The 14700-nt window shown below is 68.4% G+C and carries 7 protein-coding genes and 1 pseudogene; 3 read left to right on the forward strand and 5 right to left on the reverse strand.

From position 1 onward, the window contains the following. Positions 1-81: 81 nt before the first annotated feature. Entirely contained in the window at positions 82-858 is a 777-nt protein-coding gene (locus ACFVU7_RS43420) for an SDR family NAD(P)-dependent oxidoreductase (RefSeq protein ID WP_388052087.1), read from the reverse strand. Between the two features lie 1938 nt (positions 859-2796). Between ACFVU7_RS43420 and ACFVU7_RS43425 the strand changes: the two genes are divergently transcribed. Beyond that, entirely contained in the window at positions 2797-3531 is a 735-nt protein-coding gene (locus ACFVU7_RS43425; protein ID WP_388052090.1) for a hypothetical protein, read from the forward strand. Positions 3532-4290: 759 nt separating this feature from the next. Beyond that, positions 4291-6666 (forward strand): SDR family NAD(P)-dependent oxidoreductase, encoded by a 2376-nt coding sequence (locus ACFVU7_RS43430; RefSeq protein ID WP_388052092.1) that lies wholly within the window; start codon positions 4291-4293, stop codon positions 6664-6666. A gap of 220 nt (positions 6667-6886) precedes the next feature. On the opposite strand, the pseudogene ACFVU7_RS43435 reads toward ACFVU7_RS43430, so the two are convergent. After that, positions 6887-7757 (reverse strand): annotated as a pseudogene (locus tag ACFVU7_RS43435) (transposase family protein); the annotation flags it as partial. A gap of 1533 nt (positions 7758-9290) precedes the next feature. On the opposite strand from ACFVU7_RS43435, the gene ACFVU7_RS43440 reads away from it, so the two are divergent. Next, positions 9291-10316, forward strand: coding sequence for a methyltransferase (locus ACFVU7_RS43440; protein WP_388052095.1), 1026 nt, complete (start codon positions 9291-9293; stop codon positions 10314-10316). A gap of 212 nt (positions 10317-10528) precedes the next feature. On the opposite strand, the gene ACFVU7_RS43445 is transcribed toward ACFVU7_RS43440, so the two are convergent. The 3 genes from ACFVU7_RS43445 to ACFVU7_RS43455 all read right to left on the reverse strand — a co-directional run bounded on the left by ACFVU7_RS43445 (position 10529) and on the right by ACFVU7_RS43455 (position 14579). Further along, entirely contained in the window at positions 10529-11662 is a 1134-nt protein-coding gene (locus ACFVU7_RS43445) for an NAD-dependent epimerase/dehydratase family protein (RefSeq protein ID WP_388052097.1), read from the reverse strand. Between the two features lie 317 nt (positions 11663-11979). Further along, positions 11980-12567 (reverse strand): acetoacetate decarboxylase family protein, encoded by a 588-nt coding sequence (locus ACFVU7_RS43450; protein WP_388052099.1) that lies wholly within the window; start codon positions 12565-12567, stop codon positions 11980-11982. Positions 12568-13301: 734 nt separating this feature from the next. Continuing rightward, positions 13302-14579: an IS110 family transposase gene (locus tag ACFVU7_RS43455; RefSeq protein ID WP_388052102.1), complete on the reverse strand. Its 1278-nt coding sequence runs from the start codon at positions 14577-14579 to the stop codon at positions 13302-13304. Positions 14580-14700 lie beyond the last annotated feature (121 nt).

The raw sequence follows: 14700 nt of genomic DNA on the forward strand, positions 1-14700 counted from the left end.
CGTCGCCGGGCGCTGCAGCCGACAGCGTCCGGAAGAACGTCGAACTCCTCGCGGCATGGCACTTCCTGGCTCCCGGTCGGGTTACCCGGCAAGAAGGCCGCCGTCGACGACCAGCGTCTGGCCTGTCATGAAGTCGGAGGCCGCTGAGGCGAGGAACAGGGCGGGGCCCCTGATCTCGCAGGCGCGGGCGATCCGCCGCATGGGGGTGAGCGTCGTCGCCGCCGCCACGAACTCCTCGTCGTCGTAGACGTGGTCGGAGATGCCGGTCGCGTGGAAGCCGGGGCACAGGCAGTTGACCTGGATGCCGTCGCCCGCGTACTCCAGGGCGAGTTCGCGGGTCAGGTTGACCACGGCCCCCTTGGCCGCGGTGTAGGCGGGCATAGGAAGGATTGTCGCGGACCCGGCCAGACCCCACATCGACGCGATGTTGACGATCTTGCCGGATTGTCGTTCCACCATGCCCCTGAGAATCTGCCGAGAGCAGTAGAAGACTCCGTGTAGGTTCACCTCGACGACGTCGTGCCATCGTTCGGTGGCGACCTCGTGCACGCGCGCCGGCGGCACGTCGGCCACCCCGGCGTTGTTCACGAGGATGTCCAGTGGCCCCAGCGCGTCGATCGTCCCGGCGACCGCGTCGGCCACCTGGTTCTCGTCCGAGACGTCGCATCGGACGGCCAGGGCCCTCCGGCCCAGGCTTCGCACCTGCCGGACGGTCATCTCCAGTGCGGTGAGGGTGCGTCCCGCGCAGGCGACGTCGGCACCGGCCTCGGCGAACCCCAGGGCGATCTCACGGCCCAATCCACCGCCTGCCCCGGTGATCAGCGCGGTTCTGCCGTCGAGTCGAAAGAGACCGTTCATAGATGCCTCTACGGGGGAGGAGGAAAGCGTTCGGATCAGGCCGCTGGACGAGTCGCTTCATACTCAGTCCAGCATCGTCCCGGGCCGAGTTCCGGGCAACTGGCCCGGTGTGCGACCCCGCACCAGGTGCCGTGAGGGTGCTCGGGAGGGGGAGAGCCTGAGTGGGAGGCCATTGCACGGATCGGAAACTGTAACGCACCGGCCGGAATCCGGCGGCGACGCCATCGCCGGAGAGGCCCCTCAGGACCTGTGCGAGGGCAGGGTGGACAGTTCCCGTCGAGTCGTTGAGCGGGTGCACGCGGACTTCTCAGGCGACAGGACACCGTTCTGCAGCGCGACAACATGGGGTACCCGTTCGAAATGTCGAGGGTACGAGATTGCGGGGGCAGTTTCGCGGCAGGGAATCCGGCACGGCCACGGTGATGGCGTCCACGGCGAACGGCCGGAAGGGCCAGCAAAGCGGTCAGGTAGTGGTCGGTCTTGCTTGCGGTTCAGTGCCGGGCGGGGCACTGGTAGCCAGGGCTACGGGACGGCACCTGCACCGTGTGTGCGGCCGGGGAGACGGTGTGCCACTCTGGAGGTGGATGCACACCAGGATTCCCACGACACTCCGAGTGTCCTGATTTCACGTTCGGCCCCGAACGCTCCGCGCGAACTGCCTTGCGCGCCGAAGAGTGCACGACACCCGGCGAGCGCCGTGGAGGGGCGCCCTATGGTGCCTTTCTCGCATGATCCAGCTGCTCCCCTCCACCGGGGGATGGCACGTGCAAGCGCAGGTACGAGGACTCGCCTCCCCTTAGACCCACACGCTCTTCGCGTATAAGGTGATGAAAATCTTGCTGCTGCAGCGGATGGTCGGCGCCACGCTAAGGGCCAGAGTTGACCCGGGGCTGGTCTCCTGGGCGTGGGTGGGTCCAGCCGTGCACGCGCTGCTGCCCTGCATGTGCGACGAGTGCCTGGTGCGCCGTTTTCGGCTGCTGACCGGGCCCGGGGGCCGAGGTCTCATGAAACACCGTCGCCCTGTGCGAGCGGGTGGACCCGGTCCACACCGCCGCCGTGGCCGATCCGACGCGGCCCATCGGGATCACGCTGGCTTCTGCCCGGCTGGCGCTGCCGCGCGTCGTCGTACACTCGGTTCTGAGGGCGTGGCTCGTCGGCCAGCACTGGAGTGCGCGCGCGACCCAGGTCTACGTGGTCGAGAGCGTCACCATGCACTTGATGTGCATCCGGGAATCCTTCAGCCCCCTTGTAGGTCTCCCCCGCACTCCTGCCCGCACGTCTCCTGGCCCACGGACCGCAACGGCCCCCGACGAAGGAAGCCGACCGTGTCCCTACATACCGTCGTCAGCACCGTGACGAGCGGGAGCGATCGGACTGCCATGATCGGCGAGCACACGACGGTCACCTACCAATAGCTCGCCCGCTGGGCGCAGCACCTGCGACACGCGCACACATCCCGGAGATGACGAGGAACACAGGCACGGCGCTGCTCCTGCCGAGCGAGGCCGCGTGGTTGCCTTCATGCCTCGCTACGGTCGCGCCCTACTCAGAGGCCGTCCCACTCGACACCTCGTGGAGCGACGGCTAGACCGCCAGGTGCCTGTTGACAAGCCCCAGAATGCTGATGACCACGGCATCGCTCGTGGAACCCATGACGCGGCTGTGCTCCGGGTTGCGGCTGTCCACTCGGGTCGAGGCCGCGGACGCGCAGGGGAGCGCTCCAGCCGGACCTTCGGACAAGTCCGGTGCCCGGTCGATGGCTACCCGGCTGCCGGGCCAGGACACGGGGACGGTCCCTCAGAGCATCGAATCATCCCCAGGCAGCCAGTCAGGCAGGAAGCCCTCCCGCCACGAGGACCAGACCCTGGTTCTACTTGAACGCATCGCGGAGGCGGCCCCGGAGCGGACCGGCGCGGCATCCTCCCTCAGGAGCTCCCCATGGGACACACAACCGATTGGGCCGCGGAACTCGGTCCGGCGGACAGCAGCGCGATCGAAGAGGCCCTCGACTTCGTCCGAAGCACCACCCCCGAAGACCTCCCCGGCAGGATCCTCCGCGGGCTCGACGAGGACCAACTGAGCGCAGTGACAGCCCACTGCAGCCCCGACCACGTGGCGGCAATGGTCTTCCCGCCCTCGCGTGACCGGCTCGTCGCCGCGCTGCGCAACTCAGGGCTGAAGGTGGAGGAGCCCGTTCCCAGCGTGGTGGTGAGAGACCGTCTCGCCCGACGCCACCGGATCCCGCTCGCCGACCTGGACCTGTCCATCCTGCGCATCGCCCTCCCTCAGGAGGCGTGCAGCAGCATGAGCGTCGAGCTCTTTGTACTGCCGGTGCCGACCGGGTCACCGCTGACCGCGATCGCCGTCCGCGAACGCACCGAACGCACCGAACACCACCTGGCATTCAGTGTCCGGGGAGGAGATGAAGCCGTCCTGGACTGGCTCCGCTGCCTATTCGGGGAGCAGGGCACACTGCTCCCCGAGAGCGGTGGCTTCAATCCCGGCGAGGATTCTACCGTCTTCTACTACCGCACCGACAGAGATCCGAACGACCTGGGCTACCACCGACTGGAACTACGGGTCCCGGGCCGCCATCCGCGAGCACTGGCCTCCCACCTGGCCAGTGAGATGAGAGGTGGCACGGCAACGAGCGAGTGCTGCTGGCCATGCTGACGGAAGCCTGGACAACCCAAGCGATCGCAGCGGCCGCCGAGCTGGGCCTGCACAACCACCTCCCCGCCCGCGTGGACGAACGCGCCAGGATCCTTCCTGTCGACCCCGACGCGCTCGCACGGCTGCTGCGCTACCTGGAATCCGCCGGCCTAGTCACCCGACGCGACGACGCGTTCACCCTGACGTTCGTCGGCGACCCCGTGTGCGGCACGGCGGAGGCCTCGCTGCGGCCCGTCGCTCGACTGAACGGCGGCCTGTTCTACTGGTCCTTCGGAGCCCCGGGCCAGGCCATGCGTACCGGGCAGTCCGCCTTCACGGTCCTGCATGGCCGGAGGTTCTTCGGCTACCTCGCCGACCATCCCGGTGACGCCGGGCTGCGCGTCGCCGCGATGGCCGCCAACGCTCTCATGCTCGCGCCCGTGCCCGAGTTGGCTGGCCTCGCCCGCCAGATGTCGCCCGACGCCAGGCTCCTGATCTTCCAATGCCTGATCTCCACGAACGACAGCCCCTCTCGTGCGGTGCTCTGGGACCTGCACATGCTCTGCAACATATGCGGTCACGAACGCATGGTGGACAACTACCGACACACCTGTTGGCCGCGGCCAGACTCGCCCTCCTCCGTGTCGACCGCCTCCTGCTCGACGGCAGCCTCCTGCACGCCGCGCCGCGGCCGACTACCACACCCTTCGAGGCCCGCGGCACGGACGGGACCTGACCGCCGTCCCGCCCGGATAGCCGCCCACACTACTGGAGTCCAACATGCACACGACCATTTCGCGGTTCGGCGAACCGCTGCCCGGCATACCCGACACGACCCTCGACACCATGCTGCTGCGCCCCGGGTCGCAGGTCGCGTCGCGCACCACGCTGATCGACGCAGAGACAGGCGAGCGCTGGACCCACCAGGACCTGTCGGAGCGGGCCCTGGCTGCCGCCGCCGACTTTCGCCGCTCCGGAATCGACCCCGGCGAGCGGGTCGTGCTGAGCGCGCCGAACGGGATCGGCTTCGTCGCCGGCCTGTTCGGCCTGCTTGCCGCGGGAGCCGTGGTGAGTCCGGTCATACACGGCTCGCCCGCGCCCGAACTGGCCCGCCGGGCAGCCTGTATCGGAGCCCGCAGAGTGCTCAGCGGCAGTCGGTCGCGGACGACCCTGTCCAGGATCGCCCCGGGCTCCGGGGCCGATTCCGGCACGGAGGCCGCCGCTCCCACTGGACTCGCGCTGCTGCCCTGGTCGTCGGGAACCACCGGGAGCCCCAAACCCATCGCGGTTACCCACCGCAACCTCATCGCGGGCCAGGTCCAGCTGTCCCTGGCCCGGCACCTGACCCCGGACGATGTCCTGCTCGGGGTGCTTCCGTTCAGCCACCTGTTCGGGATGCAGTACATCCTCAACCAGGCCCTGCTGACCGGCGCGACCATGGTGCTGCTGCCCCGTTGGGACAGCACCGCGGCCCTCGACGCGGTGGACACGTACGGCATAACACTGGTGCACGCCGTCCCGTCAATGGTCCACGACCTGGCGAAACGGGTGACTCAGGGGCGGTGGCGCCTGGGGAGCCTCCAGCAGGTGCTCAGCGGCGGATCCCCGTTGTCCGCCCAGACCGCCAGGTGCTACGAGCAGGCCCTGGGAGTACCGGTAGACGGTGCTTACGGCCTCACCGAGGCCGGCGCGTCCCACTTCGCCCGACGAGGCGCTCCACGCCGCCCCGGCTGCTGCGGACAGCCAGTCCCAGGGATCGACTACCGCGTGGTGCCGGGGCCGCCTGACGTCGGGGTCCGCACCGACGAGTGCATGGGCGGGACGGGCGAGCTGCACCTGCGCGGGCCTCAGATCGCCGACGGCTATCTGAAACCAGACGGAAGCCTGGTCCGGTTCACGGACGCCGAGGGATGGTTCGCCACCGGGGACCTGGTCCGCGTCCACGACGACGGCTGCCTCGAGGTGATCGACCGTCTCAAGGACATCATCAAGTACCGAGGCCACCAGATCTCTCCCAGTGAGGTCGAGGGCGTTCTGCGCGAGCACCCCGCGGTCCAGGACGCCCTGCTGGTCGCCGCGCCGTACCCCCGCGATGGCGAAGTCCCCCTTGCCCGCGTCGTGCTGACACCCGGACACCGGCTCACCGCGGGGCTGGAGGGTGAACTTCAGGAGTTCATCACCCAGCGGCTGGCGGTCCACAACCGGCCCCGCCGGATCACCGCCGTCACCTCGGTGGAACGCACCGCCTCCGGCAAGCCCCTGCGCGGGCTATGTACACCGGAGGCCCCCGACACCCACGGCCCCGCCGCGAACGGGTCTACTCTTACCGCACGAGACGAACCCGACCTCACCGCGCGCACCGTTCTGATCACCGGCGGATCACGCGGCTTCGGTCGGGCCATGGCCAGCGCCTTCCTCCGACACGGCGCCAGGGTGCTGATCACAGGCCGTGACCCGGCAGCGCTGGCCGAGACCCGCAAGGCCCTCGGCCCCCTGGGCGTCCTCGGCACCGCCGCCGTGGACAGCACCGACCTGGCGGCCCTACACGGCTTCTCCTCGTTACTGGACCGGCGCGGCATCATGGTGGACACGCTCATCTGCAACTCCGGCGTCCCCGGCCCGGTCGGCCCTGCATGGGAGAACGACCCCGAGCAGTGGTGGTCCACCCAGGAATCCAACGTTCTCGGCACCTACCTGCCATGCCGCGTCTTCCTGCCGTCCCTGATCGAACGCCATGGCCGGGTCATCATCGTGGCCAGCCGCGCCGGACTTCACCGGTGGCCGCTTCTGTCGGCCTACTCGGTTTCGAAAGCCGCCGTCATCAAACTCGCGGAGAACCTCGCCTCTGAACTCCGCCGCCACGACGTGCCCGTCTTCGCCTACCACCCAGGCCTGCTCACCATCGGCATGGCCGCCGCCCACTTCGACGAGCAGTTCCCCCCCGACAGTTGGAAGGCCCATATCCAGAGCTGGTACCTGAAGGAGCACGCCGAGGGCCGGACCACCGCCACCGACCGAGGCACCCGGGGCGCGCTGCTCCTCGCGGCGGGCGCCGCCGACCGCCTCTCGGGCCACTACCTGACCCCCGACCATCCGGCCCTACTCGGCCCTCTCCCCACCAGGGCCGCACCGGTACCATCCACCGGGCACGGCTGAACCCTGCAGGAGGACCGGTCCGACACACGGGGACCGCGGTGTCCCCTGCGCGGGAGCGACCCGGTCCTGACCCAACCTCGAACAGACTCCGCGATCCGCAACCTCGTCAGCAACTTCACGCGAGAGTGGAACCATCGCCTTGGGCTCTATTCCGAAGACTAACGACCTGGTGCGTGATAGCGGCGGCGATGTGATGGCCTGAGCAGGACCGCTGGTCAGACACTGCGGTGGTGCGGTCGGAGACGAGGCCGGCGACGGCGAGGTAGGTCGCCGGGAGTGTCGCGGCGGTTGGTCCAGCGGGCCAGTCTCTTCCACCGTTTGTGGTCGGCGAGAGCGTGCTCGACGGGAATGCGCTGGGAAAAGAGTGCTCATAGCAAGCCTGTTCTCCAGCCGCATGCACCTCGGGAGCGGCGATCTTGTTCGGCGTCCTGGATGGCGTGAGGACCTTGCCGGGATGGCCCCTTCGGAGGCCAAAGTAGCCTTCGTTGAAAAGTACTTGGACCTTGGGGAACTGACGGAAGAGATCGTCGATGCCTTCACCCCGTATCGCGGTGGCGTCGTGCATGCGTCCTGGGCGGAGGTTACCGGCCCACAGGCTACGGCCCTTTGCGTCGTGTTCTGCTTCTTCTTGCCGGAAACGTAGGCCCGACGCCCACTACGGTACGGGGCAGAGCGGCGGACCTGGACCTCGGTGGCGTCCAATCGCAGCACGTCTCTCTCGGCCTGTGCATAGGCGAAAACGTCTCTGCGAGAGTCCGCAGGCGGATCCCAGGACGATCGGGCATCGCGAAGCCTCGGCCGGCGAGCAGGCCGCGGACCTCGCCAGCAGCCCGGCTGATCGTGGAGCGGTCGACGCCGAACAGCAGGGCCAGGACAGAGCGCGGCAGGTCGCGGCGCAGGTGGATGAGCGTGGCGGCCACCCGGTCGACGAACACGAGCCGGTGCCTGGCACCCGCACCCGCCGCGCGTCGACGCACTCCACCACGGGCGACATGCCGTCGCCCCTCAACTCCGACCTGCCAGGGATGCTGGCGCGAGGCTCCAGTCAGCACCTGATGACCGAGGACGGCACGATTCACCTTGATCGCCACAGCGTCAGATCATGCCGGTCACAACACTGCTGGTCACATCGCCGCCCCTATCACGCACCAGGTCGTTATACGTGAGTTGTGGTTCTGGTCCAACTTCTGAAGTTGGACAGAATCACCTCTCACCTGCGCAGCCGCACACCTCATTTCCCGCGCTTGCTGGGACTGTGCGCCGGGTGATCCGGAACGACGCGACCACGGTGCCGAATCTAACGCGTTCGGACGAGCCGGGACTGCCGCCGGCGACTAAAATAGTGGTGCGGAGCCTGATGGTGGTCGGCCTTGCCCGACGACTCCGAACCGTGTTCTTCCAGCGCCTGGGCGGGTTGCCGCAATGACCCGCGAAGATATGATGGCACGTGTCCGAACGATCCTGAGGAGCGGCCATGGCTCCAGATGACAGCGGCTGCCCAAAGCGGGACATGAATGCGACGAACCCCCATGGACAGAACGCTGAGCTGCGCTCCGCCGGGCCCGCTGTGCTGGTCGAACTCCCGTACGGTGGTGTTGCCCGGACTGTGATCCGCAGTTTGGAGATCCGCGCCTTGGACGGCGACACGCGGATCTCCCGTGGTCCCCCAAGCACTGGCCCGGCCCTGGCCTCGGTATCCGAGGTGTGACCGATGGGACAGACCGTCTCCCGTCGGAACTTCTCCCACCTCCACGGCGACGAACAGCGCACGGCGCGGCGTCGGGTGGCGCCCTCGTTCTCACCCCGTCGGCTGTCCCGCACCGCGGCCCGGGGTCGAAGCGACGGCCACCGAAGCGATGCCACCATGCTGACGGCCTCGGCGTCGGCCGAGCAGACGACGGCCGCGCGGGAGGACGTCAACGGGGGGCCTGACCGACCTGCTGGAGTTCAAACGGCGCGATCCCGGGCGCGAGCTTGTCAGCGACGTGATCAGCGGCGACGACGGGACTGGTCCGACCGAGGAGGAGTCCCACGACCCGCTCTGCTTGGTGCTCGGTGCCGGGTCCGAGCCGGCCGGCAGCATCTAGTCACTCCTCACTCACCCTCGCCACCTGGCCGCCGTCCGTGCGGGCACCATCGAGGAGACCATGCGCCAGGAGAGTCCGACGATGTACAGCCACTGGTCTACCCATTGGAAGACATCGACCTCGGCGAGGGCGTGGTCCTCAGGCAGGGGCAGGCGACCCTGCTCAGGTTCGGCGCGGTAGGACGGGACCCGGAGGCCCACCTGGACCGGCCGGGCAGCTTCGATCCGACGTGTGCCGACAAGGGTGACCTATCCTATGGCCCTGGCCTCGTCCTCTCCAGACCCACCCCGGCCCGGCGGATGGAGTCTGTCGTCGTCAACGGTCCGGCCAAGCTCTGGATCATGCGGCCCCCGTCCTGGCCGCGGCTGGGTGACATCCCGTCATCGTTCCGCTCGGCGAGTCTCGAGTGCCCTTCTTGCCGCAGACGCGTCAGGCGGCTCCGACGCCCGCAGGCCGATGTGCAGCCGCTCCTCCTCGCTGACGTGGCGCGGCGAGACCGGCCTCGCGGAGGCTTCCGACTCTCCTCGAAGGATCGTCATGAATGTTCCCAATGTGCCGCTCCCGCTGCTGGACCTCACCTTCGGCGTGGCGGCCTTCAAGGCATTGGCGGTGGCCACCGAATTGGGGGTGTTCACCGAGTTGTCCGGGACCTCTGCGACCGTGGCAGTCTTCGCCGAACGGCACGGCATCGAGGAGCGGCCGGCTGAACTGCTGCTGACCGCGTGCACCGCGCTCGGTCTCCTGCTACGTGACGACGCGGGCGCCTACCGGAACACGGATCTGTCCGAGGAGTTCCTCGTACGCGGCAGGCCGTACTACTTCGGTGGCTGGGTGACACTGTTCGACCAGCGCGATTACCCTGCCCTCTCCGGACTGGCCGAAGCGTTGCGCGGCAACCGCCCCGTGTCCTGGGACCCGCAGCGCCAGGAGTCGATGTTCGTGCCGGCGGACCCGGTGATGGTGGAGCACTTCTGGGAGGGCATGCACGCGCTGTCCGCATTCACTGCAAGCCGGCTCTCCGAGCGGCTGGACCTCGGCGAGGTCCGGTCGGTCCTAGATGTGGGCGGCGGGGGCGGAGCGTTCGCTGTCGAGTTGTGCCGGTGCCTTCCCGAGCTGCGGGTCACCATCTTCGACCTGCCATTCGTCTGCGAGCTCACCCGTCCGCGCATCACCGCGGCAGGTCTGGCGGACCGTGTCGACCTCGTGGGCGGGGACTTCTTCACCGATCCCCTCCCCGAGGGTCATGACATCGTCCTGCTGTCGAACATCCTCCACGACTGGGGCGAGGCCGATGCCCAGCGGATCCTCACCGGTTGCGCGAAGGCCCTGCCGCGGGGCGGTGCCCTGATCATCTGCGAGTCGTTCGTCGACGACGATAAGCGTGGGCCTCTGTCCGCAGCACTCATAAGCCTGACCATGCTGCTGGATACCTGGGGTCGAAACTACACGGTGCCCGAGTACACCGCCTGGCTCGCGGAGAGGGGGCTGGAGACGGAGCGCGTCGTGTGCCTGGAGGGGGCACCCACCGCCCGCGCGCTCATCGCGCGCAAGACCCGGACCTGACCATCGCCCCGAACGCCGTGCCGATCGGTCGGCGAGGGTGCCCCAACCGTGTCTGTCCGACAGGCAGACGGCTGCGCAGTCCGTGCCGTAGTCTTGCGGCGCCCGTGATGCGCTCCAGCCCGGGCACTCTCGCCGACAGGCACTGGTCAGTGACGACGCCGACGCTCACCAGCACGAAGACGACCGGTGTCCGACCATTCTCGATCGAGGAGTCAGCATCGGCTGGGACCGGGTTCGCCTGGCCGGTCGCCTCCCAGGTCCTCCGGGAGCACCTTTGTGACATTCTCCGACCGCGGTCGTCTGAGCCGTGTGCCCAGCAGTAGTTCGGCGGCAGCGGACAGGCGGCCGTCTGGGGTCAGCTCCGCGAGGCCCTCGGCCATAGTGAGGGGTGGGATGAAACCGAGGTTGGCTCGGGCGGCAGTAAGGTCGAACCAGTGGGGGCGGGTGAGGTCGGGCACCGACAAGCGACTCGGCGTATGAGAGCCGACGGAACGAGCGACCCGGGCGGCCGCCCCCCGGGCCGCTGCCGCGCTGCGGAACAGAGGTCCCGGTAGCGATGCCCAGCGCGCCGAGACTCCGGCACTGTCCAGGAGTAGGAGCGCCAGGGTGCCGACCGGGTACGGCTCGCCCTGGGCGATGAAGTAGGCACGACCACCGACCGTCTGTCGTTCGTGGAGGCGATCCACGGCCAGCAGGTGCGCGTACGCGGCGGTGCGGACGTGCGTGCCGTCGACGAGCGCGGACCCGTCGCCAGGCATGCGGAGCCGGTGGCCCCGGACCGCCCGGAGCAGGCTCGGGAGAAGATGCGGGTCGTCGGGCCCCCAGATTGCGTGGGGGCGCAGGGAGAGTGTGGCCAGCGATGGCGAGTTCGCAGCGAGGACGATCTGCTCGGCCTTGGCCTTCGTCCTCGGGTACACGGCCGGATGGTGCCTCGGGTAGGGAACGGTCTCGTCGGCGTTCTCCAGCCCGCGTGGGCGGGAGACCACACGGGCGGCGGAGGTGTGGACCAGCACCGGGATGCGGTGCAGGCGGCAGGCCGCGACGACGTTGAGCGTGCCCAGGACGTTGGTCCGCCAGTAGGGGCGCGGCGAACCGCTGAAGCCGACGAGAGCCGCACTGTGGATCACCGCGTCGCAGCCCGCCGCGGCGAGGGCCAGGACGGCGAGGTCGGACGTGGCGGCGATGTCTGCCTGGTACTGGCGGACGCCTAGGTCCTCCAGTTCGCGGTTGGGCCGCCGGCTGACCGAATTGGTCAGGGTGCCGCGGTTCGCCAACTGTCGGCAGATCTCCGACCCGAGGAATCCGCTCCCCCCGGTCACCAGGACCTTCCTGAGTTCCGTCGCCACCGATTCCTCCCCTTCAGGTCGATCTCAACTGTCCCGGCATGGCAGGCAATCGCGTCGGTCACCGTAGTACTGCGAACGATCCGCCAGAGGATCGGATTCTCCTATACAGAATCAATCTGTAGTCGAACTGTAAATCCTGCAAATGATAGATTAGCCGCGCTACGGCAGGGGCGTGACGCCCCCGTTCATCGGATTCCACCGATGGAGTAAACGACGTCGACCGCCGCAAGCGGGCGGCGGTCGCCCGCGCATTCGAGCAGTCAGCACCGGTACATTCCCCGTACCTCTCGGCACTGCACGGTCGCCTCCGATGAATGTCACGAGTCCCGGCCGAAGGTGCCGCGGAATGAGTGCACGGTCAGAGACAGCCGGGGTCGGCGGCCTTGGAGGAAGGCGGTCAGTGCCGACGGGACCGCCATCACCCTGGTTCGCCCGACGCCGGGCCGGCCTCTGATCTCCATTGACACCCGACAGGTCGCTCCGTCGGGCAACTGCTGGACCAGATGTGCACGGGCCGGGACGCGGAGCGGCAGGAGAAGTCCGGTGCGATGGACGGCGCGCACGAGTAGGGAGCCTGCGGAGAAGAGTTCGGCGTCCGTACGGCTAGCGTCGGTTTGGAGGATGATGGTGGCCAGCTCTTTGGGTACGCCCCACAGGACCCGTCCGCCGTGAAGGGCGCGCTCGTCGTCGACCCAGGCCGCGACGGCACTGGCAGTGAGTCGTCGCCCGTGCCGAATGACCTGTGCGATAAGGAACTCATGGTACGCGATGACACTTTCGCCGCGATAGTCGACCCAGAACGTGATCAGGGTGCTGCGTCCGCGGGTGATCCAGGGCCGGCAATGCAGAGGCAGAGGCCAGCCCGGCAGCTCGTCGGCTGGAATGCGCCACAGTGAGACGATCATGTCACCGGCGATGTGCCAGGGTGCAGGAGGGAATCGAATTGCGCTCAATTCTACGGCTGACCTCTCGAATGGTTCGGGTCGCCCCGCTGACGACAGCCTTCGGCGAGGCGGCGGATGGTGGCCAGCCCCGGCCGCTCGCGCACCGGCCACGACGGTGATCGGAACAGCAGGGGAAGGGCGGCGGTGTCTGCTCTTCCGGCCGTGCCCGTTTGCCCGGCCGCGGTGAACGTCACCTGGATCCGACCGGGGCCGGGCCGGTGGGGACGCCACTGCGGAGGGCCCGGTGCACGAGGTGGCACCAGGCGAAAGCCGCCAGATCAGCCTGCCCGGACACATCGCGGCCCGACGCAGCTGCGATGTGGTCGAAGAACGCAGCGGCGTCACCCGAACCGCGTCCTGCAACCCGGTTACCGAGAAGGGGTGTCCGATGCCCCCCGTAGCGAAGGCCCACATGGTCAGCTCCCGAGCGTTAGTTTCCCGTCCTCGATTCCTCGCTTTTGGCGATTCATAACGGCTCTCCGCAGTGATTCATTCGAAAGAGTGGAATCGTTTGCCTGCCTCGATCTACTCGGAAATAGCGTTGACCGGGCATGTCCGATCCGGTTTCTGGCGTGACGCGCAGGTTGCTGCTCGATCCGGTGCGGCGGGCACTCGCTCACCAAGGCCCGCATGGCCGCGGTCCGCTGGGCGAGCGGGGCCGACGGGCCTGAGAGACATCTCTGGGTCCTAAGAAGTCAAGCCACAGCCGCCAACGATGACGTGAGAGGGGAGGTGAAGGCACGGTGTTCGTCGAAGAACTGCCGGTTCTGAAGGCAGTGGTGAAGCTGGCCGAGGAAGCGGTTGAGCAGGTTGCGCTGGGCTCCGGCGTGCCAGTCGCCTGCTTCGCGTCGGCGGCGGTAGTGGGCGTCGGCTCCTGGCGAGGCCTTGAGCGAGCTGAACGCCCAGAGGAAGCCGGCGGAGATGAGCCGGTTGTTCTTGACGAACCGGCGTCCCACGAAGCTCTTCTTCCCCGAGGCGCGGGTGATGGGCGCGGAGCCGGCGTAGGCTTTCAGGGCTCTGGCGTCGGCGAACCGGTGGCGGTCGTCGCCGATCTCGGCGAGGAGGCGGGCGGCGAGCTGGACGCCGAGGCCGGGGAAGCTCAGGTATATGTCCGCGTCGGGGTGTTCGCGAAAGCTGGCCTCGACCGCCTTGGCCAGCTCGTCGGCAGCAACGCAGGCCGCGTCCAACTGCTTGATCAATGCGACGAGTTGCTTCCCGAACGCCTCCTCGACGGCCGGGGGCTGGTGGGCAGCCGGGGCGCGGAAGACCTCACGCAGGCGTTCGGCCTCGGCGTCGATGCCGCGCTGTCGGCCCGACCGCTTGAGGGCCGAGCGGAGCTGGGCGAGGGAGAGCCGGGCGGCCTGGCCGGGTGTCGGCGCGGCCGTCAGGATGGTGCGGGCGTCGGGTCGGGCGAGGCCGCTCTGCTTGTGCTGGAAGGCGGCCTGGGCTGCGGGGTAGTACTCGCGCAGCAGCGAGCGGACTTGGTTGACCAGCTGCTGACGGTTCCAGACCGCGTCCTGCTGGGCCCGTGCCAGCACGGTGACGGCTCTGGCGTGCTCGGAGTCGGCGGGCAGCGGGCGGTGCATGGCCATGTCGGTGCGCAGGATGTGCGCCAGGACCAGGGCGTCGCCGGGGTCGGACTTCTTGCGCGAGACGCCGTGGCGATCCCGATAGCGGGCGGCGGCCAGCGGGTTGATCGCGAAGACCTTGCGGGTTCCGCTCCGCAGCGCGGCGACGAGGAGGCCGTGACTGGTCTCGATCGCGACGGGGACCGGTTCCTCGGAGCTGTCGCCGTACTCGGAGAGCAGGTCCAGCAGCAGCCGGTAGCCGGCCGCGTCATCCGTGATCCGGCGCTTGGCCAGCAGTTGTCCGTCCTCGTCGACCAGCGCCACATCGTGGTGCGATTCGGCCCAGTCGATGCCGCAGTACACGCTCAAACCGTTCTCCCAGCGTTGTGCATTTGTGTAGGTCACGAGCTCATGCGGGTCACGCGGCGCGTTAGGCCGTGTCTCGTAATTGATCTTGGCGGGGTCATTGCTCCTCGGCCCGCAGCCACAAGATCAGTGATGCGAGGATGACGCCGGCTCGGTAGCG

This window comes from Kitasatospora sp. NPDC058046, from assembly GCF_042885595.1.
Classification (GTDB): Bacteria; Actinomycetota; Actinomycetes; order Streptomycetales; family Streptomycetaceae; genus Kitasatospora.